The following is a 25468-nucleotide window of genomic DNA, read 5'->3' as shown; positions in this document are numbered from 1 at the left end:
CGCAGCAGCGCACGCCCGGCACCGCCGCCGCGCGCGTCGCCAGCGGGCCGGCACTGGCCATGGCACTGAGCGGCGGCCTCGTGCGCGACCTGATCGACACCATCCACACCCACCGCCAGTACCTGAGCGAAATCGACGGCCTGATCGGCGACGGCGACCACGGCATCAACATGAACAAGGGCTTCGCCGGCTGCGGCACGCGGCTCGACCGGCTCGGCGGCACCGAAGAGCTGAACCTGCCGAAGGCGCTGGAGCAGCTGTCGCAATCGCTGATGGACGACATCGGCGGCTCGATGGGGCCGCTGTACGGCAACTTCTTCATGGGCTTCGTCACCACGCTGGAGCCGCATCCGCAACTCGACGCCGCGCTGTTCGGCGACGCGCTGGCGCTGGCCGTGGCCAACGTGCAGGGCATGGGCAACGCGCAGGTGGGCGACAAGACGCTGGTCGACACGCTGGTGCCCGCGCGCGACGCCTACCTGGCCGCCGTGGCCGGTGGCCAGGGCTTCTCGCAGGCGCTGGACGCCATGCGCGACGCGGCCGAGGCGGGAAAGGATTCGACCAAGGACCTGCAGGCGCGCATCGGCCGTTCGGCACGGCTGGGGCCGCGCTCCATCGGCGTGCTCGACGCCGGCGCCACCTCGTGCTTTCTGATCCTGCAGTCGATGGCGCGCTCGCTGCAGCGCCAGCTGGCGGCCTGACGCTGCCCCTTTCTCCTCTCATTTCACCCCGCACAAGGAAAGCAATGCGCAACATCGAAGCAGTCGTGTTCGACATGGACGGCATCCTGATCGACTCCGAAGTGATCTGGCGCCTGGTGCGCGAAGAGTTCTGCGCCGACAACGGCATGACCTGGAGCGCCGAAGACCAGGAGTCGACCATGGGCTGCAACACCGCGATGTGGTCGCGCCTCATGGTCGAGCGGCTGCGGCTGCGCGAGCGGCTCGGCATGGACGAAGCCGCCGTCGCCAAGGAAATCAAGGCCCGCCTGCTGCGCAAGTACGAAGCCCGGCTGCCCGAGCGCGAGGGCGCCATTGCCGCCGTGCACCGCGCCGCCGCCCGCTACAAGGTGGCGCTCGCCTCGGGCTCGCCCAACGAGATCGCGGGCCACGTCATGAAGGTCACCGGCCTGGACAAGGTGTTTCTGGCTGCCACCTACGGCGACGACGTGGTGCACGGCAAGCCCGCGCCCGACATCTACCTCGACGTGCTGAAGAAGATCGGCGTGGCGCCTGACAACGCCGTGGGCGTGGAAGACTCGGGCAACGGCATCCGCTCGCTCAAGGCCGCGGGCATGGGCATCATCGCCGCGCCGGGGCCCGAGTTTCCGCTGACGCCCGACGTGCTGGCGCTGGCCGACCGGCGCATCGACGCAATGGCCGAGTTCAGCGTGGAGATGGTCGAGGACATCGGCCGCGCGCGCCGGCCGGCGCAAGGCCGCTAGAACAGGTTGCCCTGCCCCACCGCCCCCGGCGGGCGAAAGGCGGTGATGTCCAGCGGAATGCGCTCGCGGTTGAAGCCCAGGCGGTTTGTCGCCTTCTGGAAGCGCTGGTGGATCAGGTCGGCCCACAGGCCCGAGCCCTTCATGCGCGTGGCGAAGTCGGCGTCGTAGTCCTTGCCGCCGCGCATCTCGTGGATGCGCGCCATGATGCGGTCGGCGCGCTGCGGGTAGTGCAGCGCCAGCCACTCCTTGAACAGCGGCGCCACCTCCCACGGCAGCCGCACCACCGTGTAGAAGGCGCTGCGCGCGCCGGCTTCCCAGGCCGCTTCGAGCACCTGCTCCATGTCTTCGGTGACGAAGGGAATCTGCGGCGCCACGCTCACGCCCACCGGCACGCCCGCCTCGGCCAGCGTGCGAATGGCGCGCAGCCGGCGGTGCGGCGCGGCGGCGCGCGGCTCCAGCTTGCGGGCCAGTTCGCCGTCCAGCGTGGTCACGGTGATGTACACGGCCGCGAGGCGATCGGCCGCCATGGGCGCGATCAGGTCGAGGTCGCGCTCGATGGCGCTGGACTTGGTGACCAGCGCGAACGGGTGCCGCGTTTCCTTCAGCAGCTCGATGATGGAGCGCGTGATCCGCAGCTCGCGCTCGATGGGCTGGTAGCAGTCGGTCGCGGTGCCGATGGCGATGTAGCTGGGCTTGTAGCTCTTGCGCCCGAGCTCGGCGCGCAGCACCTCGACGGCGTTGCGCTTGGCGATGAGCTTGGTCTCGAAGTCGAGCCCCGGCGAGAGGTTCAGGTAGCTGTGCGTGGGCCGCGCAAAGCAGTAGATGCAGCCATGCTCGCAGCCCCGGTACGGGTTGAGCGAGCGGTCGAAGTAGATGTCGGGCGACTCGTTCTCGGTGAGCACCGACTTCACGTCTTCGAAGCGCACCTCGGTGGCGAGGGGCAGCAACTCTTCAGCCTCGGCCACGCCTTCTTCGAGCGTGCCCCAGCCGTCGTCGAAGGCGTTGCGCTCGTCTTTGGAGAAACGGTGCGCGAGCTGCGTGGCCGCGCCGCGGCCCTTGATGGCATGGATGGGAATGCGGGCTGCGGGCATGGCAAATCCTCGGATCGAATGACTGTATGTTTATACAGTATTTCACTGTTTCACCCGGGATGCCGGCTTTTTACATTTCTCTATTGACAGAAATTTCGCAAATCCTAAACTCGACGCCATGGAACTCACCGACATTCAACGCAAGTTCGTCCTGCACTGGGGCGAAATGGGATCCATGTGGGGCGTCAACCGCACGGTGTCGCAAATCCACGCCTTGCTCTTCGCCCACGGCAAACCGATGCATGCCGAAGAGCTGTCAGAAACGCTGGGCGTGGCCCGCTCCAACGTCAGCAACAGCCTGAAGGAGCTGCAGTCCTGGAACCTCGTGCGCGTGACCCACACGCTGGGCGACCGGCGCGACTACTTCGAGACCAGCGTCGACGTGTGGGAGCTGTTTCGCACCGTGGTGCGCGAGCGCAAGGAGCGCGAGTTCGACCCCACCGTGCGCGTGCTGCGCGAGCTGGTGTCGAGCCCCGACTTCCAGAAGGAGCCGGCCGATGCGCAAGACCGCATCCGCTCCACCATGGAGCTGATGGACAAGCTCGCCACCTGGGCCGACGAAATGCTGCGGCTGTCGCCCGGCACGCTCGACAAGGTGCTGACGCTGGGCGCCAGCGTGCAGAAGTTCGTGCGCGGCGACGCGGCGGCCTCCTCCAAAAATGACAAGGGTGGCAAGGACGAAGATCCCGACGCCCACCACGCCAGCCTGCCGATGATCTGAGCCTCCCCTTTTTTGCTCTTCAATTTCTGTTTCAACAGAAATATCGATAACCAAGGATGCCATGAGCCCCGCCGCCCTCCCCGCCTATCCGCTGACCGTGTACTTCGACGCGACCTGCGCGATCTGCTCGGCCGAAATGGGCAGCCTCAAGGCGCGCGATGCGGCCGGGCGCCTGCACATGGTCGACTGCTCGCCGCCCGCATTCAGCGGCGGCCCCGCGCCGCGCGACGCGCTGATGGCCGCCATCCACGTGACCGACGCCGAAGGCCGGGTGTTCGTCGGCGTGCCCGCCATCCGCCATTGCCGCACGGCGGTCGGCCTGTCCAGCGGCAGCCGCCTGTTCGCGCTGCCTTTCGTCGCGCCGCTGGCCGACCGCGCCTACGCCGTGCTCGCGCGCAACCGCTACCGCATTCCGCGCTGGCTGGCCGCGCGGCTGGCGGGGCGCGTCGCGCCTTCGTGCGACGACGGCCACTGCCGCCTCTGATCGCCCGCAGCCCACCAGACCACCACGCGAGGGAATCGCCATGACCACCGTTCTCCAGCCCGAGCTCCACATGCCCGCAAGCCCCGCCGGCGCCCCCGTCACGCCCGAGGACACGCAGCGCTACTTCACCGAAGTCGCGCTCGACTACAGCGCCTGGAGCCCCAGCTACAACATGCACTTCGGCTTCTGGCGCGCGGGCCTGAACCCGCTGCGGCGCGAGGGCATGCTGGTCGAGATGAACCGCGTGATCGGCCGCGCGCTGCGGCTCGGCAACGCGCAGCCCGACGGCAACGCGCCGCGCCGCTGCGTGATCGACCTGGGCTGCGGCGCCGGCGCCACCGCGCGCACGCTGGTCGGCGACGACCCTTCGCTGTACGCCATCACCGTGACCAACGTGCCCGTGCAGAACCGCATCGCCGCCAGGCTCGACGCCGCCGCGGGCGTGGCCGACCGCATGGCGCACCTGGAGGCCGACTACACCCGCACCGGCCTGCCCGCCGCGCAAGCCGACGGCGCCTGGGCGGTGGAAAGCGCCTGCTATGCCGACGGCACCGCCAAGGCGGCTTTCGTGCGCGAGGCCGCGCGGCTGCTCAAGCCCGGCGCGCGGCTGGCGATGGTCGACGGCTTCCTGCTGCGCCGCGAACCCGGGCGCATCGCCGGCTGGCTGCACCGCCTGTGGGCCGACAGCTGGGCCGTGCCCACGCTGGCCGTGCGCGACGACTTCGTTGCCGCGCTGCGCGAGCACGGCTTCGAGGACATCGAGGTGAAGTCGCTGCGCTGGCGCGTGGCGCCCAGCGCGCTGCACATTCCGGTGCTGGCCACGCGCTTCGCGCTGGCCGAACTGTGGAAGGCGCGCGGCAGGCTCGGCCCGTGGCGGCGCAAGCACATCGTGGCCAGCTACTGCGCATTGGCGCTGGGCATGTTCTGGCGCGACTTCGACTACTGCATGGTGACGGCCACGCGCCGCGCCGACTGAACACAACAACACACCGAGGAGAAGAGGTCCTTCCATGCGCACCGACCCCGAAGAAAGCAGGCTGGCCGAGCTGGCCCCCACCGCATCGACCGCGAGCGACAGCGCCCCGCCCAAGCCCGTGCGCGGCATGCCCTTCGGCTGGTTCTGGCCCATGGCCATCGGCGCGGCCATCGCGCTGGTGCTGCGGCTGGTCTTCAGCAGCGGGTCGGGCAAGCCCTACTCGGCCATGCTGGGTTCGTTCGTCTACTTCGCGCCGGCCGTGTGCGGCGCGGTCACGGTGTACATGGCCGAGCGCATCGAGCGGCGCAGCTGGGGCTACTACCTCTGGGCGCCGTGGGTGGCCACCTCGCTGTTCGTGGGCGGCACGCTGCTGGTGTTCATCGAGGGGCTGATCTGCGCGGCCGTCATCGTGCCGCTGTTCGCGCTCATGGGCAGCGTGGGCGGGCTGGCCATGGGCATCGTGTGCCGCATCACCAACTGGCCCAAGCCCGCGCTCTACAGCTTCGCGGTGCTGCCGCTGGTGCTCGGCGCGGTCGAACCGCAACTGCCCACGCCCGACCAGTTCTCCAGCACCTCGCGCACGCTCTTCATCGCGGCGCCGGCGCAGCGTGTGTGGCACGAACTCAACGACGCACGCGACATCCGCCCCGGCGAAGTCGGCGATGCCTGGGCCTGGCGCATCGGCGTGCCGATGCCGGTGTCGGGCGTGACCGTCGAGACACCCGAGGGCCGCGTGCGCCAGGTGCAGTGGCAGAAGAACGTGCGCTTCGACGAAGTCATCACCGAGTGGCAGCCAGGCCGCGTGCTGAAGTGGCGCTACCGCTTCACGCCCGACTCGTTCCCGGCCGGCGCGCTGGACGACCACGTGATGATCGGCGGCCAGTACTTCGACCTGCGCGACTCCACCTACACCCTGACCCCGCGCGACGGCGGCACCGAGCTGCGCATCGACGTGTCGTGGCGCCTGAGCACGCGCTTCAACTGGTATGCGGACCGGGTCATGACCTTCTTGCTGAACGACGGCGCGGAGCACATCCTGCGCTTCTACAAGGCGCGCAGCGAAGCCCCGGCCCCGGTGGCCACGGCGGCCGGATGACCCCGGTGCAACCCGTCTTCCAGCAGGCGCTGGGCCCGGCGTGGGAGCAGCTCGGCGAGGTCATTCGCCGCCACTACACGATGGCGCCTTTCTCCGACGACCGGGTGTGCGTGCGCGGCGCCATGCGCGAGGTCTGGCACGCGCCGTGGGCCGCGCTGCTGATGCCCTTCGGCCGGCTGTTCGGCGCGCTCGTTCCGCACCAGGGCAGCGACGTGCCGATCGAGGTGCACTACCGCTGCGACCCCGGCAATTCGAACCTCTACTGGGACCGCGTCTTCCACTTCGCCGGCAAGCCGCCCTTCCACTTCCGCTCGCACATGACGCACGACGCGGGGCAAGGCAGCGAGGTCGTCGAGTACGTGCGCTTCGGCATCGGCATGCGGCTGGCCGTGAGCGCGGAAGACGGCGCGCTGGTGTTCCGCGACCGGGGCTACATCTGGCGCGTGGCGGGGCTGCGCATTCCGCTGCCGCTCGGGCTGTTGCTGGGCACCGCCTACGTCGAGGAGCGGCCCGACCCGCACGATGCCGATCACTTCACCATGAAGATGCTGCTGCGCCACCGCTGGTTCGGCGACGTGTTCCGCTACAGCGGGCGATTCTTCCTGGGGTCACAATGAGCACACCATGCCACGCCGCCCCGAAAACCTCTACGCCCAATACCACGCCCATGTCTATTTCGCGCCCGCCACGCTCGCGCAGGCGCGCGCCCTTTGCGAGCGCGCGGGCCACGAACTGATGGTGGTGGTCGGCCGCGTGCACGAGCGACTGGTGGGCCCGCACCCGCACTGGAGCTGCCAGCTCGCGTTCGACGCGGCCGAGTTCGACCAGGTCATCAGCTGGCTCGAAGCCAACCGCGACGGGCTCGACGTGTTCGTGCACGGCGTGACCGGCGACGACTTTGCCGACCACACCGCGCACGCCATGTGGCTGGGCGAGGAAAGCCCGCTCGACCTGCGGATGTTCCGCCACTAGGCCCACCAGGCTCACTAGGCTTCCTCCTCGGCCCCCGCGCCGTGCACCTTGAAGAAGGTCGCGCCTTCCACCTTCTGGCCGATGGCCTTCTCGTAGGCCGCCCGCACGTCGTCGGGCTGACCGGCCTGCCCGAAGAAGTCCTTCAGGTACGGGCCCAGCAACGGGTGCGCGGCCAGTTCCTTGCGCGGCAGGCCGTCGATCATTTCGTCGCGGCAGGCTGAAGGCAGGAACACGTCGCGGTTCTTCTGGGCATCGCGGATCAGCCCCTTGGGTTCGTGCGCCGGATCGGCCTGCATCGCCTCGATCTCCTCGAAGAAGCGGCGGCGCATCATCACGATGCCCTTGTCGCTCTGGCCCAGCTTCTCGCGCGTGCGGTCGGTGATGGCGCCCTGCCCCACCCACACCACGAAGTCCTGGTTGGCCACGTGGCTGGTGATCCAGCGGCCGGTCGCCGGGTCCTTGATCGGGCCGTACCACGAAGGAATGCGCTCCTGCACATAGGGCTCCTGCTCGTTCGGCACGCGGCTGAGCACCCACAGCACGCTCAGCGTGTGGTGGTCGTCGATGGGCACGCGCCATTCGAAGTGGTGGCCCAGGAAGAAGCCGTTGGGCCACAGCGTGACGCGCCCGGTGGTCCACATCACGTTGTCTTCGTTCTCGCCGCCGCGCAGGCGCTTGTAGACGAAGCCGTGCTCGAACTCCTCGAAGGCCAGCTTCAGGTGCGTGGGCACATAAGGGCCTTCGTCGCCTTGCAGCCGCGTGGTCCAGTTGTTGTGCGTCCACTCGAAGTGCACCGGGTCGATGGAGTTTTCCTGGCACTGGAACCAGTTGCACGGAATTTCCGCGAACACCGCCTGCGCAAAGCCGTTCTTGCAGTTGAACAGTTCCCAGTCGGGCAGCAGCGGCGCGGGCTGCGGGCCCATGTAGGCCCACAGCAGGCCGGCTTTTTCCTGGACCGGGTAGGCCTTGATCCTGGTGTTCTTGCGCATGCGCGCGCCGGGGTCCAGCGTTTCCTCGAAGGGCTGGTGAATGCACTGGCCGCTCGGGTCGTACTGCCAGCCGTGGTAGCTGCAGCGCAGGCCGCACTGCTCGACGTAGCCGTAGGACATGTCGGCATTGCGGTGCGGGCAGCGGCGATCGACCAAGCCGTAGTTGCCGCTCAGGTCCTTGTAGAGCACCAGGCCTTCACCCAGGATGCGCAGCGGCTTCACGGCCTTGTCGTCGAACTCGCTCGCGCCGGCAATCGGGTGCCAGTAGCGGCGCAGGTAGTCGCCCATGGGCTTGCCGGGGCCCACTTCGGTCAGCAGGCGGTTCTTTTCTTCGCTCAGCATCATTCGTCTCCTTCGTCTTCAATCGGCGCGGATGCCGAACTCGCGCACCAGCTTGCCGAAGCGCTGGTCGTCGTCGGCGATCTGCCGGGCCAGCACGGCGGGCGCGCCGCCCACGGGCTCGATGCCGAGCGCGGCCATCTTGGCCTGCACGTCGGGCATGCGAAGGATCTCGTTGAAGTGCCTGTTGAGCGCCTGCACCACATCGGGCGGCATCGCCTTGGGGCCGAGCAGGCCCATCCACGCGCTCACGTCCACGTCCTTGTAGCCCAGCTCGATGAAGGTGGGCACCTCGGGCATCAGCTTCGTGCGCTGGCGCTCGGCCACCGCGAGCGGCACCAGCTTGCCCGCCGTGATGTGGCCGGCCACCGCGCCGGGCGTGATCCACCCCACGCTGATGTGGCCGCCCAGCGCGTCGTTCACCACCGGCGCCACGCCGCGGTACGGCGCGTGCGTGGCCGAGATGCCCGCGTCCTTGTTGAGCAGCTCGCCCGCGATGTGCATCGGCGAGCCCGCGCCGGGCGTGCCATAGGTGGTGGTCTTGCCGGCCTTGGCGCCGGCCACGAGCTGCGCCACGCTCTGGATGCCGGTGGCCGGCGCGGTCACCAGCAGCAGCGGGATGTTGCCGGTCTTCACGATGGGCGTGAAATCCTTCACCACGTCGTGCGCCACGCCGGGGCCGGCCTTCAGCACATGCTGCGCAATGGGAAAGGTGCTGGGCGTGAACAGCAGCGTGTAGCCGTCGGCGGGCGCCTTCGCGACCCACACGTTGCCGATCATGCCGCTCGCACCGGGCCGGTTGTCGACCAGCACCGGCTGGCCGACGCGCTGCGAGAGCTTCTCGGCGTAGGTGCGCGCAATGGCGTCGGTGTCGCCGCCCGCGGGGTAGGCGACGACGATGGTGATCGGCTTCGAGGGCCACGCCTGCGCCATGGCCGCGGTGCCCGCCGTAGCGGCGCACAGCGAAAGAATGGCTCCTGCAGCGGCACGGGCCGCGTTTCGGTGGTGAAACATCATGCTCTTTTTCCTTCAGTGGGGACGACGTTGGAGGTCGATCGCACTGTAGGAACGCAGGCCCGGCGCCAGAAGATATAGTTTCACTGAGTGAACCAAATCGACCACGGCCTCAGGGAAAGCACATGTCCGACACCGCCGGCGCGCAGAGCGTGAAATCCATCGACGCGCTGCGCCGCGGGCTCGACGTGATGCTGGCCATCCAGCGTTCTTCGGCGGTCACGCTGCAGGAGCTGCACCGCCAGACCGGCCTGCCCAAGGCCACGCTGCTGCGCATCCTCAAGACCTTGCAGCACGCGGGCTGGGTCGAGCGCAGCGAGGTCGACAAGCGCTACGTACCCACATCGGCCACCGGCCAGTCGGGCCCGGTGGTGGCATGGCGCACGCGCCTGTCCGCGCTGGCGGCCACCGCGCGCGCCACCGTGCAGCGCGTGGTGCCGTGGCCCATCGACCTGGGCGTGCGCGACGGCACGGCCATGCTCATCCTGGACACCGACCGGCCGCGCAACGGCCTGGCCGTGAACTACCGCGCGCTGGGCTTTCGCCCGCCGATGCTGCTGTCTTCGCTGGGCCGCTGCTATCTCTCGTTCTGCCCGGAAGAAGAGCGGCGCGAAATCCTGGCGGCGCTGGCGCGTTCGCCCAACGACTTCGATCGCGGCGCGCGACGGCCCGAGAACATCCGGCGCATGGTGGCGCACGCGCGCGACCTCGGCTACGTGGCGCGCGACCCGACCGCCACCAGCCTGGATTCGCCCGACCGCTTCGGCGCGGTGTCGGTGCCGCTGCGGCACGACGGGCGGGTGGTGGGCTGCCTCAGCTGCGCATGGCTGCCCGCGGTGAAGAGCGAGCGCGAGATCGTCTCGGCGCACCTGGGCGACCTGCGGCAGGCCGCGCAGAACATCGAGCGCAAGCTGGCGCAGGCAGGCCTCGGGCCGCCGCCCGCGAACGCATGAGACGCGGGGCTCAGAACTCCGCGTCGAGCTCGTCGATTTCTTCCGGCTCCTGCCTGGCCGCCGTGACCCACTCCTTCATGGCCGGCAGCTCCATCACGCGCTTGCAGTAGGCCGCGCACACGTTGTCGAGCGCCACGTCGTAGCTCAGGAAGCGCGTGACCACGGGCGCGTACATGGCGTCGGCCATGCCCGGCTGCTTGCCGAACAGGAACGGCCCGCCATGGGCCTTGAGGCATTCGCGCCAGATGGCGACGATGCGGTCGATGTCGGCCTGCGCGCGCGACCACACCTTGAAGTTCTTGAAATGGGCCTTGATGTTCATCGGCAGCGCGCCGCGCATCGATGAAAAGCCCGAATGCATCTCGCCGCAGATGGCGCGGCAATGCGCGCGGGCCGCGATGTCGTCGGGCAGCAGACCGGCCTTGGGCTTGATCTCGTGGAGGTATTCGCCGATGGCCAGCGTGTCCCACACCTTCACGCCGCCGTGCTGCAGCGAGGGCACCAGCATCGACGAAGACAGCAGCAGCATCTCGGCCTTCATGGCCGGGTCGTCGGGCGGAATGATCTTCTCGCTGAAGTCCAGACCGGCCAGCCTGCACATCAGCCAGCCGCGCAGCGCCCACGCGCCGTAGTTCTTGCTGCTGATGGTGAGAACGGGTTTGGCCATCTTGAAGCTCCTTGGGCGTTGCCCCGTTGCGTGCAAGCCCCATGCCACCCGGCTGGCCCGCAACTTGCCTGCATCAAAGCCATGCTGTACCGGGCCTACCAGAACCAAGCCGACCTGCTCTCACCGGCAAGGCTCGCGGCGCAGTACCTGGGCCAGGCCCTCTGGAAAGACGGCACCGAGCGCACCATCCTGCGGCGCATGGCCGCGCAGTTCGAGGTGTTCTCGCGCATGCGCCTCACGCACACGCGGCCGCCCTACGGCATTGCCAGCGTGCCGGTGGGCGGCGCCGAGGTGGCCGTGCACGAAGAAAAAGCACTGGTCTCGCCCTTCGGCACGCTGCTGCATTTCCGCAAGGACACCCCAGCCGTGCACCCGCCCGTGCTGCTGGTTGCACCACTGTCGGGCCATTTCGCGACCTTGCTGCGCGAAACCGTGCGCACGCTGCTGCGCGACCACGACGTGTACCTGACCGACTGGCACAACGCGCGCGACGTGCCGCTGTGGCATGGCGGCTTCGGCCTGGACGACTACACCTTGCAGCTCATGCGCTTCCTGGAGGCCGTGGGCCCCGGCGTGCACATGGTCGCGGTCTGCCAGCCCTGCGTGGCCGCGCTGGCCGCCACGGCGCTGATGGCCGAGGACGACAACCCCGCCACGCCGCGCAGCCTCACGCTGATGGCCGGGCCGGTCGACTGCCGCATCAACCCCACGGGCGTGAACACGCTGGCCACCAGCAAGCCCATCGAATGGTTCCGGCGCAACCTCATCAGCCACGTGCCGTGGCCGCACGCGGGCGCCATGCGGCGCGTGTACCCGGGCTTCCTGCAGCTGTCGGCCTTCATGAGCATGAACCCGGAGCGCCACAAGAAGCAGTTCCAGGACATGGTCACCCACCTGGTCGAGGGCGACCTCGAGAAGGCCCGCACCATCGGCAGCTTCTACGACGAGTACCTGGCCGTGAACGACCTGCCGGCCGAGTTCTACCTGGAGACGGTGGAGCGCGTGTTCCAGACCTACGACCTGCCGCGCGGCAAGCTCACCGTGGGCGACCGCACCGTGAACCCCGCCGCCATCCGCCGCACCGCGCTGCTCACGGTCGAGGGCGAGCGCGACGACATCTGCGCCGTGGGCCAGACGGTGGCGGCGCAAGACCTGTGCACCGGCATCCGGCCCTACCTCAAGGCGCACCACCTGCAGGCCGGCGTGGGGCACTACGGCGTGTTCAGCGGCAGCAAGTGGAACGCGCAGATCTACCCGCGCGTGCGCGAAACCATCCACGCCGCGGCCGAGCTGAACGGCTGACGGGGCCCGCGCAATCTGGCAAAGGCCGTGAGGCCTTTGTTTGCCCTGGCGCGCGGGGCTTCCTACACTCGGGGCCCATGCAACGCCAGGCTTTCATCCGCAGCACGCCGCGCGCAGTCTTCACTGCGCGGTCGGCTGCAGGGTCGCACCCGACCCTCGCAGATCTCTGAGCCCGGCGGTCAGCCTCTTCCCCTTCCCTTCAGCACCTTTCATCGACCGCCGGCCCCCGCCCCGCGCGGTAGCGCGCCCGTCCGGGCGCGTCGCGCTTTCCCCAGCTGATTCATTCGCCTGCACCGCCGCCCTGCTGCAGCGGCGGCCGGCCTTGCCATGCGGAAAGAACACTGACGATGAATATCCAATCGATCCTGGCGGTGACGGACCTGTCGGCGCACGGCCTGCGCACGGTCGTGCGCGCCGCTTCCATCGCGGCGGTGCACGGCGCGCTGCTGAAGATCATGTACGCGCCCGCGGCCTTCGCGGGCCCGGCCGAGCCCGATGCGGCACGAGGCCTGGGCGCGGTGTGCCTCGAGGTGGCCGAGCGCTTCGGCATCCTCGTGAAGAAAGTCGACGACACGCGCGGGCGCCTCGACGCGCCGCGCAGGAGGCACGCTGGTGCGACCTCGTGGTGATCGGCGACGAGCCCGACCGCTCGGTGTCGGCCTTCTTCCACGGCCAGCCCGCCGAACAGCTGCTGCGCGCCGCGCAGCGGCCGGTGCTGGTGGCGCGGCTCGACGCGCTCGCGGGCCAGGGCTACGGCCGCATCCTCGTGGCGGTCGACCTCATGACCGAGTCGCGGCCCCTGGTCGACCTGGCCTGCGCGTTCGACGGCGTGGCCGACATCGAGCTGTTCCACGCCTTCAACGCCATGCACGAAGGCAAGCTGCGCTACGCGGACGTGTCGGCGCACATCATCGACGCCTACCGGCACGCCTGCGCCCGCCATGCGCGCGAACGCATGCTGTGGCTGTCCGACGCATCGAGCGCGCGGCGCAACCGCGTGGTGTCGTCGATCGGTCGCGGCGACCCGGCGCGACAGGCCGCCGTCCAGCAGCAGTACAGCAAGGCCGACCTGCTGGTGGTCGGCAAGCGCAGGCGCTCGGCGCCGATGGACTTCCTGTTCGGCAGCGTGGCGCTGCGCGTGCTGCGCTGGTCCACGGGCGACGTGCTCGTGGTGCCGCACGCCGCGCTGGCGGGATGGCAAGCGCAGCGCACGGCGGCGCTGGCCCAACGGAGCGCGGCATGACGCCGGCTTTGCCCTTCTTCCCTGTGCTGCCGCGCTGGCTCCTCGGACTGGCCGAGCTGCGCATCGACGTCGATCCGCGCAAGGCCAAGCCCGCCGACACGCTCGTGCCGGTGCGCGAACGCATGCGCGCCATGGGCGACCGGCTGCAGGGCATGCCGCACCTGGCACTCGGCGACCCCGGCCTGCGCGCGCGCTTTCGCGAGGCCGACGGCGAGCTGTACGTCTACATCGAGGACCTGCGCAGCGACACCCTGGTCGGCTACACCGTGTTCAACCGCCTGATCGAGCTGAGCCGCCACGCCGACCGCCACATCCGCGCGCCGCACTCGCAGTACGACCCGGCCTGGCAGCGGCGCGGGCTGGCCTCGGCCGTGTACCGCTGGGCGCTGGACCAGGGCATGTGCCTCATGAGCGGCGCGCGGCAGTCGCCGGGCGCGCATGCGCTCTGGCAGCGCCTGTCGCGCCATTACGAGGCGGGCTTCGTCGACCTGCAACGCAAGCAGCTGCGCTACCTGGGCCATGAGGTCGAGAGCGACACGCTCGCCGAGCTGCACACGCGCATGTTCCTGCTCGGCGACGGCTGGACGCTGGCGCGCTTCCGGCAGGAAACGCGCATGACGGCGACCTAGCGCCGCGCGCGCGGCGCCTTGCTCACGCGCCGCACCGACGCCTCGCCGGCCTGCGGCAGCCTGTCGCGCAGGAACGCGATGAGCTCCTGCGCCACCACGTTGCGCATCGGCCCCGGCAAATAGGCCAGCACCACGCGGCGCTCGACGCGCGGCTTCAGCAGCGGCACCACCACCAGCTCGGGGTCGCGCAGCGACGAGGTGTACAGGCGCGGCATCAAGCCCAGCGCCTGGCCGCTGCGCACCAGCGCGTAGAGCGTTTCGGAATAGCTCACGCGGTACGGCTCCGCGCCCTGCGCGAACTGCGCGCGCGCCGGGTTGCCCAGCGCGGGCATGCTGCCGCTTTCGAACAGCACCAGCCGCTCCTTGCCGATGGCCTCCCAGTGGGCATCGCCGGCCGCCGCCAGGGCGTGGTCGCGCCGCACCACCAGCACCAGCGGGTCGCGGAACAGGTCGATGCAGGTCAGCCCGCCGGGCGGCTCGGTGATGGCCGCAACGGCCATGTCGATCTGCCCGCTGCGCAACTCGGCCAGCAGCGTGTTCGACGGGGCGTCGCGCCAAGACAGCTCGACCTCGCGCGGCCCGGTGGCCAGGAACTCGCCGGCGGCCGCCGCCACGCGCGCGCTGGCCGAAGGAATGACGCCCACGCGCACGAAGGCCCGGCCGCGCTGCACCGTGCTCTCGATGTCGCGCAGCGCCACGTCGAAGGTGTTGACCAGGAAGTCGGTGCGCGCCAGCACCTCGGCGCCCACGGGCGTGAGCTCCAGCCGGTGCGTGGAGCGGGTCAGCAGCTCGGCGCCGAGCAGCTTTTCCATCTGCTTGATGGCGTTGCTCAGGGCCGGCTGGGTGATGGACAGGCGCCGCGCCGCGCGGCCGAACTGGCCTTCTTCCACCAGCACGGAGAAGAACTGCAGCTGGCGCAGCGTGAGCGCACGCAGGGGCAAGGCGGCCATGGGCGTATCCCCGGTTATTGATTCAGTGAATTAAATTATAGAAATTCAAAATTTTCTTTATGGCGGGGCAATTACTAGACTGGTCAGCATGACCAGCCCCACCCCTGCCCCCTTCACGCTGGAAGCGATGCTGCGCGCCATGCCCAAGGCCGAGCTGCACTGCCACCTGTTCGGCACGGTGCGCCACGAAACCTTCAAGCAGCTCAACCTGCGCGCCGGCGCGCCGCTGGCGGCCGACGAGATCGAAGGCTTCTACACGCGCGGCGAAAAGCCGGTCGGCGTGCTGCGCGTGCTGCGCGCGCTCGACGCCCAGCTGGTGCGCGGCGCCGGCGACCTCTACCAGCTCACGCTCGAGTACCTGCAGGACGCGGCCTCGCACAACGTGCGCTATGCCGAGTTCTTCTGGAACCCCACCGGCACGGTGCATGAGTCGGGCATTGCCTACCCGCTGGCGCAATCGGCCATCGTGCGCGCCATCCACGACGCGCAGCAGGAGTTCGGCATCACCGGCAGGCTCATCGCCGCCATCGACCGCGAGGCCAGCGCGCAGGCGGCGGTGGAAATGGTCGAGTGGGTCAAGGCGAACCGCTGCGACGAGGTGATCGGCATCGGCATCGACTACCGCGAGAACGACCGCCCGCCTGAGCTGTTCACGCAGGCCTACGCCGACGCGAAGAAGGCGGGCCTGAAGACCACCGCGCACGCCGGCGAGTTCGGCATGCCGTGGACCAACGTGCGCACCGCCGTCGACGTGCTGCAGGTCGACCGCATCGACCACGGCTACACGGTGGTCGACCAGCCCGACTTCGCGCGCCAGTGCGCCGAGCGCGGCCTGATCTTCACCGTGGTGCCCACCAACTCGTATTACCTGCGCACCCTGGCGCCCGAGCGCTGGGCGCTGGACCACCCGATCCGCCGCATGCCGGGCCTGGGCCTGCGCATCCACCCCAACACCGACGACCCGACCTTGCACAAGGTCACGCCCACGCAGGCCTGGCTGATGATGGTGCGCGACTTCGGCTTCGGCCTGGACGACCTGCGCGGCTTCATGCACAACGGCCTGGACGGCGCATGGATCGACGACACGCAACGCCGCGAATGGCGCACCCAGTGGAGCGACGCCTTCGACACGCTGCGCGCCCGCCTGGCCGACGAGCCCACCCCCTCTTCAGATCACCAAGGATGAACCCCGCCATGAACACGCCCCGCCGCCTGCTCCTTGCCGCCGCCCTGTGCGCGGCGCTCCCCACTGTGGCCCTCGCGCAGGCGTGGCCCGCGGCCAAGCCCATCACGCTGATCGTGCCCTACACCGCGGGCGGCAGCGTCGACGTGAACGCCCGCCTGGTGGCGCAGCGCCTGGGCGAGCGGCTCAAGCAGTCGGTGGTGATCGAGAACGTGAGCGGCGCGGGCGGCGCCATCGGCGTGGCCAAGGCCGTGAACGCCACGCCCGACGGCTACACGCTGGTGGTCGGGCCCGACAGCGCCATTGCCATCGGCAAGCTGGTGAACCCGACGGCCTTCCGCTTCGACCCGCTGAAAGACCTGGCGCCGGTCGGCCTGCTCAACACCGCGCCGATGGTGCTGGTGGCGCGCCCCGGCCTCGAAGCCCAGACCTTCACCGACTTCGTGAAGCTCGCCAAGGCCAAGCCCGGCAAGTACAACTACGCCACCTCGGGCGTGGGCACGGTGCTGCAACTGGCCATGGAACTGCTGAAGGAGCGCAGCGGCATCTTCGTGACGCACGTGCCCTACCGCGGCGGCGCGCAGATTGCCACCGACGTGATCGGCGACCAGGTCGACCTGGCCATGCTGGTGAGCACCAGCGCCATTCCGCACGTGAACGGCAAGCGGCTGAAGGCGCTGGGCATCACCAGCAACAAGCGGCTGGCCTCGCTGCCCAACGTGCCGACCTTCGACGAGATGCCGGGCCTGAAGGGCTTCGACATGGTGAGCTGGACCGGCATCTTCGCGCCCGCCAAGACGCCGCCGGCGGTGGTCGCGCAGATCAACCACGAGCTGAACGCGGTGCTGCAGGAAGAAGGCGTGCGCTCCAAGCTGATGGAGCAAGGCGCATTGCCGGGCAGCGGCACGCCGGAGTCGTTCGCGAAGTTCGTGCAGGCGGAATACGCGCGCAACCAGAAGATCGTGCAGACCGCCAACATCAAGGAGTGAGGGCGTGACGAAAACGACCTCGCTGTCTCGCCGCGCGCTGCTGGGCGCGTCGGTCGCCGGGCTTGCCGGCATGGCCTTCGCGCAGAGCCCGAGCCCGAGCCCGAGCCCCAGCCCCGCCGAACTGGCGCAAGCCCTGGCCGGCACGCCCGCCACGCGCCTGCCGCCCACGAGCGGCAAGCGCCAGGTCATCATCGACACCGACCCCGGGCAGGACGACGCCATCGCGCTGCTGATGGCCATGGCCGCCCCCGACCGGCTCGACATCAAGGCGCTGACGGTGAGCGTGGGCAACCTGCCGCTGTCGGTGACCGAGAAGAACGCGCGCATCGTGCGCGACTGGGCCCACCGGCCCGACATTCCGGTCTATGCCGGCTACCCGCGCCCGCTGGTGCGCGAGCCCATCTTCGCGGACGACGTGCACGGCAAGAGCGGCATGGAAGGCCCCACGCTGCACGAGCCGCGCGGCCCCCTCATGCCCACGCACGCGGTGCAGTACCTGATCGACACGCTGCGCGCCGCGCCGCCCAGGAGCATCACGCTGGTCGGGCTGGCGCCGCTCACCAACTTCGCGGCCGCGCTCAACGCGGCGCCCGACATCAAGCCCGCCATCGCGGAGATCGTGGTGATGGACGGCGCCTGGGGCGTGGGCGGCAACATCACGCCGGCCGCCACCTTCAACATCTACGCCGATCCCGAGGCCGCGTCGGTCGTGTTCCGCAGCGGCGTGCCGGTGACGGCCATCTCGCACGACGCGGCCCGCCGCGTGCTGCTGACGCCCGAGCGCATCGCGCCCTTCCGCGCCATGGGCAACAACGCCGGCAAGGTGGTGGCGGACATCTTCGACTCGATGATGGCGTACGGCCTGCGCCGGCGCGGCGTGGCGGTGGGGCCGGTGTACGACCCGTGCGTCATCGCCTACCTGCTGCAGCCCGAGCTGTTCAAGGGCGCCAAGGTGAGCGTGGACGTGGAAACGAAGGGGGAGTTCACGACCGGGGCGACAGTGGTCGATTTTCGCGGCTACAACCGCCGCACCCCCAACACGCTGTGGATCAGCGAGGCCGATGCCGAAGGCTTGCACGCGCTGCTGCGCGCGCGGATCGCGCGGCTGCCCTGAGGCGCGGGCCGCCGCGCTGGAGACCGGAGGAACGCGTCAGCCGGTCTTGCTCTCGTCTTCCGCCGGCCAGTCGCGGATGTAGGCCTTGAGCATCTTGTTCTCGAAGTTCTGGCTGTCGACCACGGCCTTGGCCACGTCGTAGAAGCTGATGACGCCCATGAGCATGCGCTTGTCCATCACGGGCATGTAGCGCGCATGGCGCTCCAGCATGATGCGGCGGATTTCGTCGAGGTCGGTCTCCAGCGTGCAGGTGACGGGGGCGTCGTCCATGGCCTTGCGCACGAGCGTGGTGCCGACCTGGCCGCCGTTGTTGACCACGGCCACGATCACTTCGCGGAAGGTGAGCATGCCGACCAGGTCGCCATGCTCCATGACCACCAGCGAACCGATGTCCTTTTCCGCCATGGTGTTGGCGGCCTCTGCCAGCGGATCGTCTGGCGTGATGGTGAAGAGCGTATTGCCCTTGACGCGAAGGATGTCGCTGACTTTCATCGTGTGCTCCTCTCGGGACTCAATCTCGGCTATCTGGTGTATCGGGGCGGGCGTGCCGTTTTTGAATATAGCCCACAATCGACGCCGACCTGAGCGCCCATGTCGCGGACGCATGAATTGCAGACGTAACGGGGCATTGCCAGGAGACAACCGAGAGACACAGAAAGGCCCTCATGCCCGGTTATTCCGACCCCGGTTTCGACACCCTCGCGCTGCACGCCGGCGCCTCGCCCGACCCCGCCACCGGCGCGCGGGCGGTGCCGATCCACCTCACCACGTCGTTCGTCTTCGAGTCGAGCGACCACGCCGCCGCGCTGTTCAACCTGGAGCGCGCGGGCCACGTCTACTCGCGCATCAGCAACCCGACCAACGCGGTGCTGGAGCAGCGCGTGTCGGCGCTCGAGGGCGGCATCGGCGCCATCGCCACGGCCAGCGGGCAGGCCGCGCTGCATCTGTCGGTGGCCACGCTCATGGGCGCGGGCTCGCACATCGTGGCCAGCACGGCGCTGTACGGCGGCTCGCAGAACCTGCTGCACTACACGATGCGCCGCTTCGGCATCGAGACCACCTTCGTGAAGCCCGGCGACCTGGACGGCTGGCGCAATGCGGTGCGGCCCGAGACCAAGCTGTTCTTCGGCGAGACCGTCGGCAACCCCGGGCTCGACGTGCTCGACATTCCGGCCGTGAGCGACATCGCGCACAAGGCCGGCGTGCCGCTGCTGGTCGACTCCACGCTCACCTCGCCCTACCTGATCAAGCCCTTCGACTGGGGCGCCGACCTGGTCTACCACTCGGCCACCAAGTTCCTGTCGGGCCACGGCACCGTGATCGGCGGCGTGGTGGTCGACGGCGGCAGCTTCGACTGGGAGAAGTCGGGCAAGTTCGCCGAGCTCACGCAGGCCTACGACGGCTTCCACAACATGGTGTTCAGCGAGGAAAGCACCGTGGGCGCTTTCCTGTTGCGCGCGCGCCGCGAAGGGCTGCGCGACTTCGGCGCGTCGATGAGCCCGCACACGGCGTGGCTCATTCTGCAAGGCATCGAGACGCTGCCGCTGCGCATGGAGCGCCACATCGACAACACGCAGAAGGTGGTCGAATTCCTGGCCACGCAGCCGTTCGTGTCGCGCGTGGGACATCCGCTGATCGAGTCGCATCCGAGCCACGCGCTCGCGCAGAAGCTGCTGCGCCACGGCGCGCGCGGCGCCGGCGCGGTGTTCAGCTTCGACATCAAGGGCAGCCGCGCGCAGGGCAAGGCCTTCATCGAGGCGCTGAAATTGTTCAGCCACCTGGCCAACGTGGGCGACTGCCGCAGCCTGGTGATTCACCCCGCGAGCACCACGCACTTCCGCATGACCGACGAGGCGCTGGCGGGCGCGGGCATTTCGCAAGGCACGATCCGCCTGTCGATCGGCCTGGAAGACCCGGCCGACCTGATCGACGACCTCAAGCGCGCGCTCAAGGCCGCGGAAAAGGCGGGGGCCTGACATGAACTACACCGTCAACGGCCACGCCACCTACTGCTACACCGGCGGCAAGCCCTTCGATGCGGCCAAGCCCACGGCCGTGTTCATTCACGGCGTGCTCAACGACCACAGCGTGTGGATCCTGCAGACGCGCTGGTTCGCCAACCACGGCTGGAACGTGCTGGCGGTCGACCTGCCCGGCCACTGCAAGAGCGAAGGCCCGCCGCCCGCGAGCGTGGAAGACGCCGCGCAGTTCGTGATTGCGCTGCTTGACGCGGCCGGCGTGCACAAGGCCGCGCTGATCGGCCACAGCTTCGGTTCACTGATCGCGCTGGAAACGGCCGCGCGCGCGCCCGAGCGCGTGTCGCACCTGGCCCTGGTGGGCACGGCCTACCCGATGGCGGTGTCGCCCGCGCTGCTCGACGGCGCGCTCAACGATCCGCAGCGCGCCATTGCCATGGTCAACACCTTTTCGCACTCGCTGCTGGCGCCGCCGCCCTCGTCGCTCGGCCCGGGCACGTGGCTCTACGGCAGCTCGCGCGCGCTGATGCGCCGCGTGCTCGCGAGCAACCGCGACGCCAACGTGTTCCACGTCGGCTTCAAGGCCTGCAACGACTACGCCAACGGCGAAGCCGCGATGGAAAAGGTGCAGTGCCCCGTGCTGTTCCTGCTGGGCGACGCCGACCAGATGACACCGCCGCGCGCCACCAAGGCACTGGTGGGCAAGGCGCGCAACGGCAAGGTGGTGACGGTGCATGCCGGCCATTCGCTGATGAACGAAGCGCCCGACGAAGTGCTGTTCGCGCTGCGCGACTTCACGGCAGCCTGAACCACCCGGGCCCGGTCAGTCCACCGAAATGCCCGCGCGGCAGGCCTGCACGCGGTAGCGCGAAATTTCGCTCTCGGCCTCCGCGCGAAAGGCGACCGGGCGACGTCCACCGGCGTCATGCCCTGCGCGCGCAGGGTCGCCTGCAAGGCCGGATCGTTCATGGCCCCGGTGACCGCGCGCGTGAGCCTGTCCAGCACCGGCGCCGGCGTGCGCGCCGGCGCGGCCAGGCCGAACCACGCCTCGAAGGTGGCCTCGGACAGCCCCTGTTCCGCCAGCGTGCGCACCTCGGGCAAGGCCGGCGAACGCCCAGCGCCCAGCACGGCCAGCGCGCGCAGCTTGCCCGCGTTCACCTGCGGCGCCAGGGTGCCGGCCACGTCGATGCCCATGTCCACCTCGCCGACGCTCAAGGCCACCAGCAGTTGCCCGTTGTTGCGGTACGGCACGGCCTGCAGCCGGATGCCCGCGGCCATGGCCAGCATTTCGCCGGCCAGGTGCGGGCCCGAGCCCGGGCCGTAGGTGCCGTAGCGGATGCGACCGGGCCGCGACTTGGCGGCGGCGACCACCTCGGGCAGCGATTGCCACGGCGTGCCCTTGCCCACGACCAGCGCCAGCGAGGTGCGCGCCACGATGGCGATGGGCGCGAGGTCGCGCGACGGGTCGTAAGGCAGCTTCTTGCGCAGCGCGGGGTTGATGCTGAAGCTGGTCGAGCCCGACAGCAGCAGCGTGTAGCCGTCCGGCGCGGCCTTGACGACCGCCTGCGTGCCGATGACCGTCGCCGCGCCCGGCTTGTTGTCGACGAAGACCGGCTGGCCCAATTGCGCCGACAGGGCCTGCGTCATGGCGCGGGCCACGAGGTCGCTGCCGCCGCCGGCCGAGAAGGGCACGACCACGCGGATGGGGCGTTGCGGCCACGCGGCCTGCGCGAACGCGGGCGCGGGGAGCAGCGCGGCCAGCGCGGACACGGCCACGGCAAGCCCCGCCAAAACGCGAAGTGCCGGCTCAGGCAACACGCCGTCCGGGTTGTCGAATCGATGCCGCTGTCGGTGGGTGGCGCATGGGGGCTTTTCAGGTGGCCGGGAATCCCGTTGCGCACAGTTTGCGCGACAGCACCGGCTTGCACCTGTCACGCGCGGGAACAACCCTACGCCGCGTGCCGTTGCCCCTGGGGCCGCTGCCCTCAGCCCAGCGCGTTGATGTCCGCCGGGTCGAGCAGCGTCTTGGGCGCGCCATTGCGCGCCACGGCCAGCATCGCGCGGCCGACCTTCTCGGTGGTCGTCACCTTGTTCGGCCAGAGGCGATAGGCCAGGCCCAGCACGGGCCCGAGCACGCGGATGGCCGCGTCGTACAGCGGCGTCTTGGAGCGCACGCCGTTCAGCGGCTGGATCATGCCGGGGCGGAACATGTAGGCCGCCTTGAACGGCAGGCGCAGCAACGCGTTTTCGGTCGCGCCCTTCACGCGGGCCCACATGCTGCTGCCGCGCTCGCTGCTGTCGGTACCCGCGCCCGTCACGTAGGTGAAGGTCATCCGAGGGTTGAGCCGCGCGAGCACGGTGGCGGCGGCCAGCGTGAGGTCATACGTGATGCGCTTGTACTCGGGCTCCTTCATGCCGACCGACGACACACCGAGGCAGAAGAAGCAGGCGTCGAAGCCCTGCAGCTGCGACTCGATGGCGCTGTAGTCGTACATGTCCTTGTGCACCAGGTCGCGCAGCTTGGGGTGCTGCTGCCCCGTGGCGCTGCGGCCGATGGCGACCACGCTGTCGACGTCGGGCGCCAGCAGGCACTCGCGCAGCACGCCCTGCCCCACCATGCCGGTGGCGCCGAAGATCAGGATTTTCATGAGGGCGGCTTTCCGGTCAGACCGTGAAGACGGCGGGCTTCTTGTTCAGCACCGCGAGCAGCAGGTCGACGTCGAAGCTCGAGGGCTTGGGCGCCTGCAGCGCGGACAGCATGCGCGAGAGCGTTTCGGCATGCGGCAGCAGCGGGCCGAGAAAGCGCGTGCCGTCGGCGCCGGCCACCAGCAAGGTGGGGAAGGTCTCGACGTCGAAGGCATCTGCAATGTCGGCGTGGTCTTCGATGTCGACCCAGGCGAAGCGGAACTGCGGATGCGCGCGCGCCACCTGTTCGAGCAGCGGCCGGTAGTCGCGGCAGGTGCCGCACCATTCGGCGCACAGGCACACGACCCATGGCGCGTCCGCGGCGGCCGGTTCGGTGGATTCCGGGGTGCTTGGAAGGGCGCTCAAGGCTGATGTGTCGAAGGTGGGATCGAAAAGCCGGGTGGTGCGGCCGGAAGGTCGTGGCTATTATGGACAAAGCCCTCCCGCGGGGCACAGGAGACTCGCACGATGAACACCACGACCGCCACTGGATCTGCCGTCGATCCGCGCAGTTTCAAGAGCTTTGCACAGTTCTACCCGTTCTACCTGACCGAGCACGCCAACCTCACCTGCCGGCGGCTGCACTTCGCGGGCTCGACCCTCTCGCTGGTGTGCCTGGTGGCGCTGGTGCTCACGCTCAACCCGTGGTGGCTGCTGGCCGGACTGGTGGCGGGCTACGGCTTCGCCTGGGTCGGGCACTTCGGCTTCGAGAAGAACAAGCCGGCCTCGTTCAAGCGGCCGCTGTATTCGTTCATGGGCGACTGGACCATGTACCGCGACATCTGGCTCGGCCGCGTCAAGATCTAGCCCGACGCTCCTAAATCAGGAGCACGTCACCCAGCCGGAGCGACCGCAACGGGCCCTTCTGCCAGAGGTCTTCGAGCGGCTCGGCCTGCGGCATCAGGAGCTCTTTCAGCAGCGGCTCGATGGGCGTCGAGGGGTCGGCCAGCAACACGTAGCGCGGGTCTTCATTGGCGGGCTCTTCGGCGAGCGGCGCGATCCAGTCGAGTGCCACCAGGGTCTCGAGCACCGGCGCGAGCTGCAGCGAATCGACCCGCATGCGCGCCACCAGTTCGGCCGCGCCCATGCCCTTGGCCGGCGTGGCGCGCGCGCGGGCCAGGTGCTGCAGCGACTCCATCGCCAGCTGCAGCGGCCAGCCGGCCGCGCCGCCGCGCCGCGCCACGCCCATGAGCAGGCTCGGCAAATAAGCCGCGATGACCGCGCCCAGCAGCACGATCACCCAGGCCACGTAGATCCACACCAGCAGGATCGGGAAGGTGGCGAAGGCGCCGTACAGCACCGAGTAGGTCGGCACCAGGCTCAGGTAGTAGGCCAGCACGCGCTTGGCGATCTCGATGGCCGCCGCCACGAAGATGCCGCCGGCCCACGCGTGCGCCCAGCGCACGTTGGTGTTGGGCACGTAGTGATAGAGCGAGGCCATGCCGGCCGCCAGCAGCACGAACTCGAAGGCGTCGAAGAACAGCTTGACCATGCCCCCGCCCACCACGTCGCGCGAGGCCGCGAACACATACGAGGTGGTCGACAGGCTTACCGCCAGAATCAATGGCCCCAGCGTGATGGTGGCCCAGTAGATCAGCACCCGCTGCGCCAGCGGCCGCGGCGAGCGCACGCGCCAGATGTTGTTGAGCGTCTTGTCGATGGTCAGGATCAGCGCAATGGCGGTGAACAGCAGCACGATCAAACCCGCGATGCCCAGCCCGCTGGCCTTGCTCGCGAACTGGTTCAGGTAGCCCAGCACCTGCCGCGCGATGTTGTCGGGAATCAGGCTCTCGATGAGCCAGCGCTGCACGCGGCCCTGCATCTTGGCGAACATCGGGAACACGGTGAACAGCGCAAGCGCCACCGTGAAGAACGGCACCATGGCGATGGTGGTGGTGAAGGTCAGGCTGCTGGCCGTGAGGCCGAGCCGGTCTTCGCGAAAACGCTCGCCCAGCACCGCGGCCGTGTTGCGCCACGGGAAACGCGAAAGATCCCTCCAGAGTTGCCGACGATTCATGGCGGCTATCATGCCATCCGCTCTTTTCATCGCGTCCGCCCTCGACCGCGGCCCGCGCTTCTTTCCAGTCGCCCACCCGTGTCCGCCACCCAGCTCCCGCCCTCCTCCGTTCTCGCGACCCGCTGGGCCGCCGTGGGCAGCCTCGTCGGCCTCATCGTGCTGGGCCTGGCCTGGGAGCTGTGGCTGGCGCCGCTGCGCCCGGGCGGCTCGCTGCTGGCGCTGAAGGTGCTGCCGCTCGTCATTCCGCTCGCGGGGCTGTGGAAGAACCGCATGTACACCTACCGCTGGGTCAGCCTGATGATCTGGCTCTATTTCACCGAGGGCGTGGTGCGCGCCTGGAGCGACACCAACGGCGTGGGGCAAGTGCTCGCGCTGATCGAGGTGCTGCTGTGCCTCGTGCTCTTCGCGGCCTGCGCCTGGCACGTGCGGCTGCGCCTGCGCCACGCCAAGGCCGCCGCTGCCGCCGCCGCCCGCCAACTGGAGGCTTCCGCCCAATGACCGCTTCTTCCGCCCTGATCGACCAACTGCGCGCCATCGTCGGCGCCTCGCACGTGCTCCACGAGGGCGACCTCACCGCCTACGAGCAGGACTGGCGCAAGCGCGCACGGGGCAAGTCGCTGGCCGTGGTGCGCCC

Annotated in this window: 29 protein-coding genes and 1 pseudogene; 20 read left to right on the top strand and 10 right to left on the bottom strand. The window is 69.3% G+C overall.

Features of this window, described 5'->3' with window-relative positions:
- Both dhaL and BMG07_RS28940 read left to right on the top strand, forming a co-directional pair.
- Nucleotides 1-701 (top strand): dihydroxyacetone kinase subunit DhaL (gene dhaL / locus BMG07_RS28945; protein WP_269759504.1); only part of this gene is annotated, 701 nt, incomplete at its 5' end.
- Between the two features lie 44 nt (nucleotides 702-745).
- On the top strand, nucleotides 746-1444 hold the full coding sequence (locus BMG07_RS28940) for an HAD family phosphatase (protein WP_198087430.1): 699 nt from the start codon (nucleotides 746-748) through the stop codon (nucleotides 1442-1444).
- Here the strand turns inward: BMG07_RS28940 and BMG07_RS28935 are convergent.
- The gene (locus BMG07_RS28935) at nucleotides 1441-2535 is read right to left on the bottom strand and encodes a PA0069 family radical SAM protein (RefSeq protein ID WP_198087429.1); all 1095 of its coding nucleotides are present in this window, start codon (nucleotides 2533-2535) and stop codon (nucleotides 1441-1443) included. The genes BMG07_RS28940 and BMG07_RS28935 overlap by 4 nt on opposite strands.
- A gap of 118 nt (nucleotides 2536-2653) precedes the next feature.
- Between BMG07_RS28935 and BMG07_RS28930 the strand changes: the two genes are divergently transcribed.
- The 6 genes from BMG07_RS28930 (at nucleotide 2654) to BMG07_RS28905 (ending at nucleotide 6784) form a co-directional block, all read left to right on the top strand.
- A complete protein-coding gene (locus tag BMG07_RS28930; RefSeq protein WP_198087428.1) occupies nucleotides 2654-3256 on the top strand; it encodes a GbsR/MarR family transcriptional regulator in 603 nt (200 codons plus the stop codon).
- A 61-nt stretch (nucleotides 3257-3317) separates the two neighbouring features.
- Nucleotides 3318-3740 (top strand): thiol-disulfide oxidoreductase DCC family protein, encoded by a 423-nt coding sequence (locus tag BMG07_RS28925; RefSeq protein ID WP_198087427.1) that lies wholly within the window; start codon nucleotides 3318-3320, stop codon nucleotides 3738-3740.
- Between the two features lie 40 nt (nucleotides 3741-3780).
- The gene (locus BMG07_RS28920) at nucleotides 3781-4716 is read left to right on the top strand and encodes a cyclopropane-fatty-acyl-phospholipid synthase family protein (RefSeq protein WP_198087426.1); all 936 of its coding nucleotides are present in this window, start codon (nucleotides 3781-3783) and stop codon (nucleotides 4714-4716) included.
- Between the two features lie 34 nt (nucleotides 4717-4750).
- Nucleotides 4751-5812 (top strand): SRPBCC domain-containing protein, encoded by a 1062-nt coding sequence (locus BMG07_RS28915; protein WP_198087425.1) that lies wholly within the window; start codon nucleotides 4751-4753, stop codon nucleotides 5810-5812.
- Nucleotides 5809-6429, top strand: a complete 621-nt coding sequence (locus BMG07_RS28910; protein ID WP_198087424.1) for a DUF4166 domain-containing protein — start codon at nucleotides 5809-5811, stop codon at nucleotides 6427-6429. Before BMG07_RS28915 ends, BMG07_RS28910 begins: the two co-directional genes overlap by 4 nt.
- 7 nt (nucleotides 6430-6436) lie before the next feature.
- Nucleotides 6437-6784, top strand: coding sequence for a DOPA 4,5-dioxygenase family protein (locus BMG07_RS28905; RefSeq protein ID WP_198087423.1), 348 nt, complete (start codon nucleotides 6437-6439; stop codon nucleotides 6782-6784).
- Between the two features lie 14 nt (nucleotides 6785-6798).
- Here BMG07_RS28905 and BMG07_RS28900 read toward each other — a convergent pair whose 3' ends face one another.
- Nucleotides 6799-8115, bottom strand: coding sequence for an aromatic ring-hydroxylating dioxygenase subunit alpha (locus BMG07_RS28900; RefSeq protein WP_198087422.1), 1317 nt, complete (start codon nucleotides 8113-8115; stop codon nucleotides 6799-6801).
- A gap of 18 nt (nucleotides 8116-8133) precedes the next feature.
- Nucleotides 8134-9129: a tripartite tricarboxylate transporter substrate binding protein gene (locus tag BMG07_RS28895; RefSeq protein ID WP_198087421.1), complete on the bottom strand. Its 996-nt coding sequence runs from the start codon at nucleotides 9127-9129 to the stop codon at nucleotides 8134-8136.
- Between the two features lie 122 nt (nucleotides 9130-9251).
- Between BMG07_RS28895 and BMG07_RS28890 the strand changes: the two genes are divergently transcribed.
- Nucleotides 9252-10079, top strand: a complete 828-nt coding sequence (locus BMG07_RS28890) for a helix-turn-helix domain-containing protein (protein ID WP_198087420.1) — start codon at nucleotides 9252-9254, stop codon at nucleotides 10077-10079.
- A 10-nt stretch (nucleotides 10080-10089) separates the two neighbouring features.
- Here BMG07_RS28890 and BMG07_RS28885 read toward each other — a convergent pair whose 3' ends face one another.
- The gene (locus tag BMG07_RS28885) at nucleotides 10090-10746 is read right to left on the bottom strand and encodes a glutathione S-transferase (RefSeq protein WP_198087419.1); all 657 of its coding nucleotides are present in this window, start codon (nucleotides 10744-10746) and stop codon (nucleotides 10090-10092) included.
- An 81-nt stretch (nucleotides 10747-10827) separates the two neighbouring features.
- Between BMG07_RS28885 and BMG07_RS28880 the strand changes: the two genes are divergently transcribed.
- From BMG07_RS28880 to BMG07_RS28865, 4 genes are all read left to right on the top strand, one after another.
- On the top strand, nucleotides 10828-12048 hold the full coding sequence (locus tag BMG07_RS28880) for a polyhydroxyalkanoate depolymerase (RefSeq protein WP_198087418.1): 1221 nt from the start codon (nucleotides 10828-10830) through the stop codon (nucleotides 12046-12048).
- A gap of 347 nt (nucleotides 12049-12395) precedes the next feature.
- A complete protein-coding gene (locus tag BMG07_RS28875) occupies nucleotides 12396-12677 on the top strand; it encodes a hypothetical protein (RefSeq protein WP_198087417.1) in 282 nt (93 codons plus the stop codon).
- On the top strand, nucleotides 12671-13291 hold the full coding sequence (locus BMG07_RS28870) for a universal stress protein (RefSeq protein WP_198087416.1): 621 nt from the start codon (nucleotides 12671-12673) through the stop codon (nucleotides 13289-13291). Before BMG07_RS28875 ends, BMG07_RS28870 begins: the two co-directional genes overlap by 7 nt.
- Nucleotides 13288-13920, top strand: a complete 633-nt coding sequence (locus tag BMG07_RS28865; RefSeq protein WP_198087415.1) for a GNAT family N-acetyltransferase — start codon at nucleotides 13288-13290, stop codon at nucleotides 13918-13920. Before BMG07_RS28870 ends, BMG07_RS28865 begins: the two co-directional genes overlap by 4 nt.
- Here BMG07_RS28865 and BMG07_RS28860 read toward each other — a convergent pair.
- Nucleotides 13917-14870, bottom strand: a complete 954-nt coding sequence (locus BMG07_RS28860; protein WP_198087414.1) for a LysR family transcriptional regulator — start codon at nucleotides 14868-14870, stop codon at nucleotides 13917-13919. The genes BMG07_RS28865 and BMG07_RS28860 overlap by 4 nt on opposite strands.
- Before the next feature lie 88 nt (nucleotides 14871-14958).
- Here BMG07_RS28860 and BMG07_RS28855 point away from each other — a divergent pair, with 88 nt between their 5' ends.
- The 3 genes from BMG07_RS28855 (at nucleotide 14959) to BMG07_RS28845 (ending at nucleotide 18156) form a co-directional block, all read left to right on the top strand.
- A complete protein-coding gene (locus BMG07_RS28855; RefSeq protein WP_198087413.1) occupies nucleotides 14959-16056 on the top strand; it encodes an adenosine deaminase in 1098 nt (365 codons plus the stop codon).
- An 8-nt stretch (nucleotides 16057-16064) separates the two neighbouring features.
- Complete coding sequence (locus BMG07_RS28850; protein WP_198087412.1) at nucleotides 16065-17042, top strand: tripartite tricarboxylate transporter substrate binding protein; 978 nt, start codon at nucleotides 16065-16067, stop codon at nucleotides 17040-17042.
- Between the two features lie 70 nt (nucleotides 17043-17112).
- Entirely contained in the window at nucleotides 17113-18156 is a 1044-nt protein-coding gene (locus tag BMG07_RS28845) for a nucleoside hydrolase (protein WP_269759506.1), read from the top strand.
- A gap of 36 nt (nucleotides 18157-18192) precedes the next feature.
- Here BMG07_RS28845 and BMG07_RS28840 read toward each other — a convergent pair whose 3' ends face one another.
- Nucleotides 18193-18648, bottom strand: coding sequence for a CBS domain-containing protein (locus BMG07_RS28840; protein WP_198087411.1), 456 nt, complete (start codon nucleotides 18646-18648; stop codon nucleotides 18193-18195).
- Nucleotides 18649-18821: 173 nt separating this feature from the next.
- On the opposite strand from BMG07_RS28840, the gene BMG07_RS28835 reads away from it, so the two are divergent.
- Nucleotides 18822-20132, top strand: coding sequence for an O-acetylhomoserine aminocarboxypropyltransferase (locus BMG07_RS28835; RefSeq protein ID WP_198087410.1), 1311 nt, complete (start codon nucleotides 18822-18824; stop codon nucleotides 20130-20132).
- Nucleotide 20133: 1 nt separating this feature from the next.
- Complete coding sequence (locus tag BMG07_RS28830; protein WP_198087409.1) at nucleotides 20134-20940, top strand: alpha/beta fold hydrolase; 807 nt, start codon at nucleotides 20134-20136, stop codon at nucleotides 20938-20940.
- Nucleotides 20941-21101: 161 nt separating this feature from the next.
- Here the strand turns inward: BMG07_RS28830 and BMG07_RS28825 are convergent.
- The 3 genes and pseudogenes from BMG07_RS28825 to BMG07_RS28815 form a co-directional block, all read right to left on the bottom strand.
- Nucleotides 21102-21779, bottom strand: a pseudogene (locus tag BMG07_RS28825) (Bug family tripartite tricarboxylate transporter substrate binding protein); the annotation flags it as partial.
- A 338-nt stretch (nucleotides 21780-22117) separates the two neighbouring features.
- Nucleotides 22118-22780: an NmrA family NAD(P)-binding protein gene (locus BMG07_RS28820; RefSeq protein ID WP_198087408.1), complete on the bottom strand. Its 663-nt coding sequence runs from the start codon at nucleotides 22778-22780 to the stop codon at nucleotides 22118-22120.
- Nucleotides 22781-22796: 16 nt separating this feature from the next.
- A complete protein-coding gene (locus BMG07_RS28815; RefSeq protein WP_198087407.1) occupies nucleotides 22797-23183 on the bottom strand; it encodes a co-chaperone YbbN in 387 nt (128 codons plus the stop codon).
- 102 nt (nucleotides 23184-23285) lie between these two features.
- Between BMG07_RS28815 and BMG07_RS28810 the strand changes: the two genes are divergently transcribed.
- Nucleotides 23286-23624, top strand: coding sequence for an Mpo1-like protein (locus BMG07_RS28810; protein WP_198087406.1), 339 nt, complete (start codon nucleotides 23286-23288; stop codon nucleotides 23622-23624).
- 10 nt (nucleotides 23625-23634) lie between these two features.
- Here the strand turns inward: BMG07_RS28810 and BMG07_RS28805 are convergent, their stop codons facing one another.
- Complete coding sequence (locus tag BMG07_RS28805) at nucleotides 23635-24846, bottom strand: YihY family inner membrane protein (RefSeq protein ID WP_198087405.1); 1212 nt, start codon at nucleotides 24844-24846, stop codon at nucleotides 23635-23637.
- A 66-nt stretch (nucleotides 24847-24912) separates the two neighbouring features.
- On the opposite strand from BMG07_RS28805, the gene BMG07_RS28800 reads away from it, so the two are divergent.
- On the top strand, nucleotides 24913-25332 hold the full coding sequence (locus tag BMG07_RS28800) for a DUF2069 domain-containing protein (protein ID WP_198087404.1): 420 nt from the start codon (nucleotides 24913-24915) through the stop codon (nucleotides 25330-25332).
- Nucleotides 25333-25468 lie beyond the last annotated feature (136 nt).

This window comes from Variovorax sp. E3 (genome assembly GCF_016082275.1).
Classification (GTDB): domain Bacteria; phylum Pseudomonadota; class Gammaproteobacteria; order Burkholderiales; family Burkholderiaceae_C; genus Variovorax.
The sequence above is the reverse complement of the archived record's forward strand: the minus strand, read 5'-3'. Positions and strand labels throughout refer to the sequence as shown.

What these genes read in the sequence shown, in the direction of transcription:
- BMG07_RS28940 (WP_198087430.1), top strand. Translation starts at nt 746, where the DNA reads ATGCGCAACATCGAAGCAGTCGTGTTCGACATGGACGGCATCCTGATC.
- BMG07_RS28935 (WP_198087429.1), bottom strand. Translation starts at nt 2,535, where the DNA reads ATGCCCGCAGCCCGCATTCCCATCCATGCCATCAAGGGCCGCGGCGCG.
- BMG07_RS28930 (WP_198087428.1), top strand. Translation starts at nt 2,654, where the DNA reads ATGGAACTCACCGACATTCAACGCAAGTTCGTCCTGCACTGGGGCGAA.
- BMG07_RS28925 (WP_198087427.1), top strand. Translation starts at nt 3,318, where the DNA reads ATGAGCCCCGCCGCCCTCCCCGCCTATCCGCTGACCGTGTACTTCGAC.
- BMG07_RS28920 (WP_198087426.1), top strand. Translation starts at nt 3,781, where the DNA reads ATGACCACCGTTCTCCAGCCCGAGCTCCACATGCCCGCAAGCCCCGCC.
- BMG07_RS28915 (WP_198087425.1), top strand. Translation starts at nt 4,751, where the DNA reads ATGCGCACCGACCCCGAAGAAAGCAGGCTGGCCGAGCTGGCCCCCACC.
- BMG07_RS28910 (WP_198087424.1), top strand. Translation starts at nt 5,809, where the DNA reads ATGACCCCGGTGCAACCCGTCTTCCAGCAGGCGCTGGGCCCGGCGTGG.
- BMG07_RS28905 (WP_198087423.1), top strand. Translation starts at nt 6,437, where the DNA reads ATGCCACGCCGCCCCGAAAACCTCTACGCCCAATACCACGCCCATGTC.
- BMG07_RS28900 (WP_198087422.1), bottom strand. Translation starts at nt 8,115, where the DNA reads ATGCTGAGCGAAGAAAAGAACCGCCTGCTGACCGAAGTGGGCCCCGGC.
- BMG07_RS28895 (WP_198087421.1), bottom strand. Translation starts at nt 9,129, where the DNA reads ATGATGTTTCACCACCGAAACGCGGCCCGTGCCGCTGCAGGAGCCATT.
- BMG07_RS28890 (WP_198087420.1), top strand. Translation starts at nt 9,252, where the DNA reads ATGTCCGACACCGCCGGCGCGCAGAGCGTGAAATCCATCGACGCGCTG.
- BMG07_RS28885 (WP_198087419.1), bottom strand. Translation starts at nt 10,746, where the DNA reads ATGGCCAAACCCGTTCTCACCATCAGCAGCAAGAACTACGGCGCGTGG.
- BMG07_RS28880 (WP_198087418.1), top strand. Translation starts at nt 10,828, where the DNA reads ATGCTGTACCGGGCCTACCAGAACCAAGCCGACCTGCTCTCACCGGCA.
- BMG07_RS28875 (WP_198087417.1), top strand. Translation starts at nt 12,396, where the DNA reads ATGAATATCCAATCGATCCTGGCGGTGACGGACCTGTCGGCGCACGGC.
- BMG07_RS28865 (WP_198087415.1), top strand. Translation starts at nt 13,288, where the DNA reads ATGACGCCGGCTTTGCCCTTCTTCCCTGTGCTGCCGCGCTGGCTCCTC.
- BMG07_RS28860 (WP_198087414.1), bottom strand. Translation starts at nt 14,870, where the DNA reads ATGGCCGCCTTGCCCCTGCGTGCGCTCACGCTGCGCCAGCTGCAGTTC.
- BMG07_RS28855 (WP_198087413.1), top strand. Translation starts at nt 14,959, where the DNA reads ATGACCAGCCCCACCCCTGCCCCCTTCACGCTGGAAGCGATGCTGCGC.
- BMG07_RS28850 (WP_198087412.1), top strand. Translation starts at nt 16,065, where the DNA reads ATGAACACGCCCCGCCGCCTGCTCCTTGCCGCCGCCCTGTGCGCGGCG.
- BMG07_RS28845 (WP_269759506.1), top strand. Translation starts at nt 17,113, where the DNA reads ATGGCCTTCGCGCAGAGCCCGAGCCCGAGCCCGAGCCCCAGCCCCGCC.
- BMG07_RS28840 (WP_198087411.1), bottom strand. Translation starts at nt 18,648, where the DNA reads ATGAAAGTCAGCGACATCCTTCGCGTCAAGGGCAATACGCTCTTCACC.
- BMG07_RS28835 (WP_198087410.1), top strand. Translation starts at nt 18,822, where the DNA reads ATGCCCGGTTATTCCGACCCCGGTTTCGACACCCTCGCGCTGCACGCC.
- BMG07_RS28830 (WP_198087409.1), top strand. Translation starts at nt 20,134, where the DNA reads ATGAACTACACCGTCAACGGCCACGCCACCTACTGCTACACCGGCGGC.
- BMG07_RS28820 (WP_198087408.1), bottom strand. Translation starts at nt 22,780, where the DNA reads ATGAAAATCCTGATCTTCGGCGCCACCGGCATGGTGGGGCAGGGCGTG.
- BMG07_RS28810 (WP_198087406.1), top strand. Translation starts at nt 23,286, where the DNA reads ATGAACACCACGACCGCCACTGGATCTGCCGTCGATCCGCGCAGTTTC.
- BMG07_RS28805 (WP_198087405.1), bottom strand. Translation starts at nt 24,846, where the DNA reads ATGATAGCCGCCATGAATCGTCGGCAACTCTGGAGGGATCTTTCGCGT.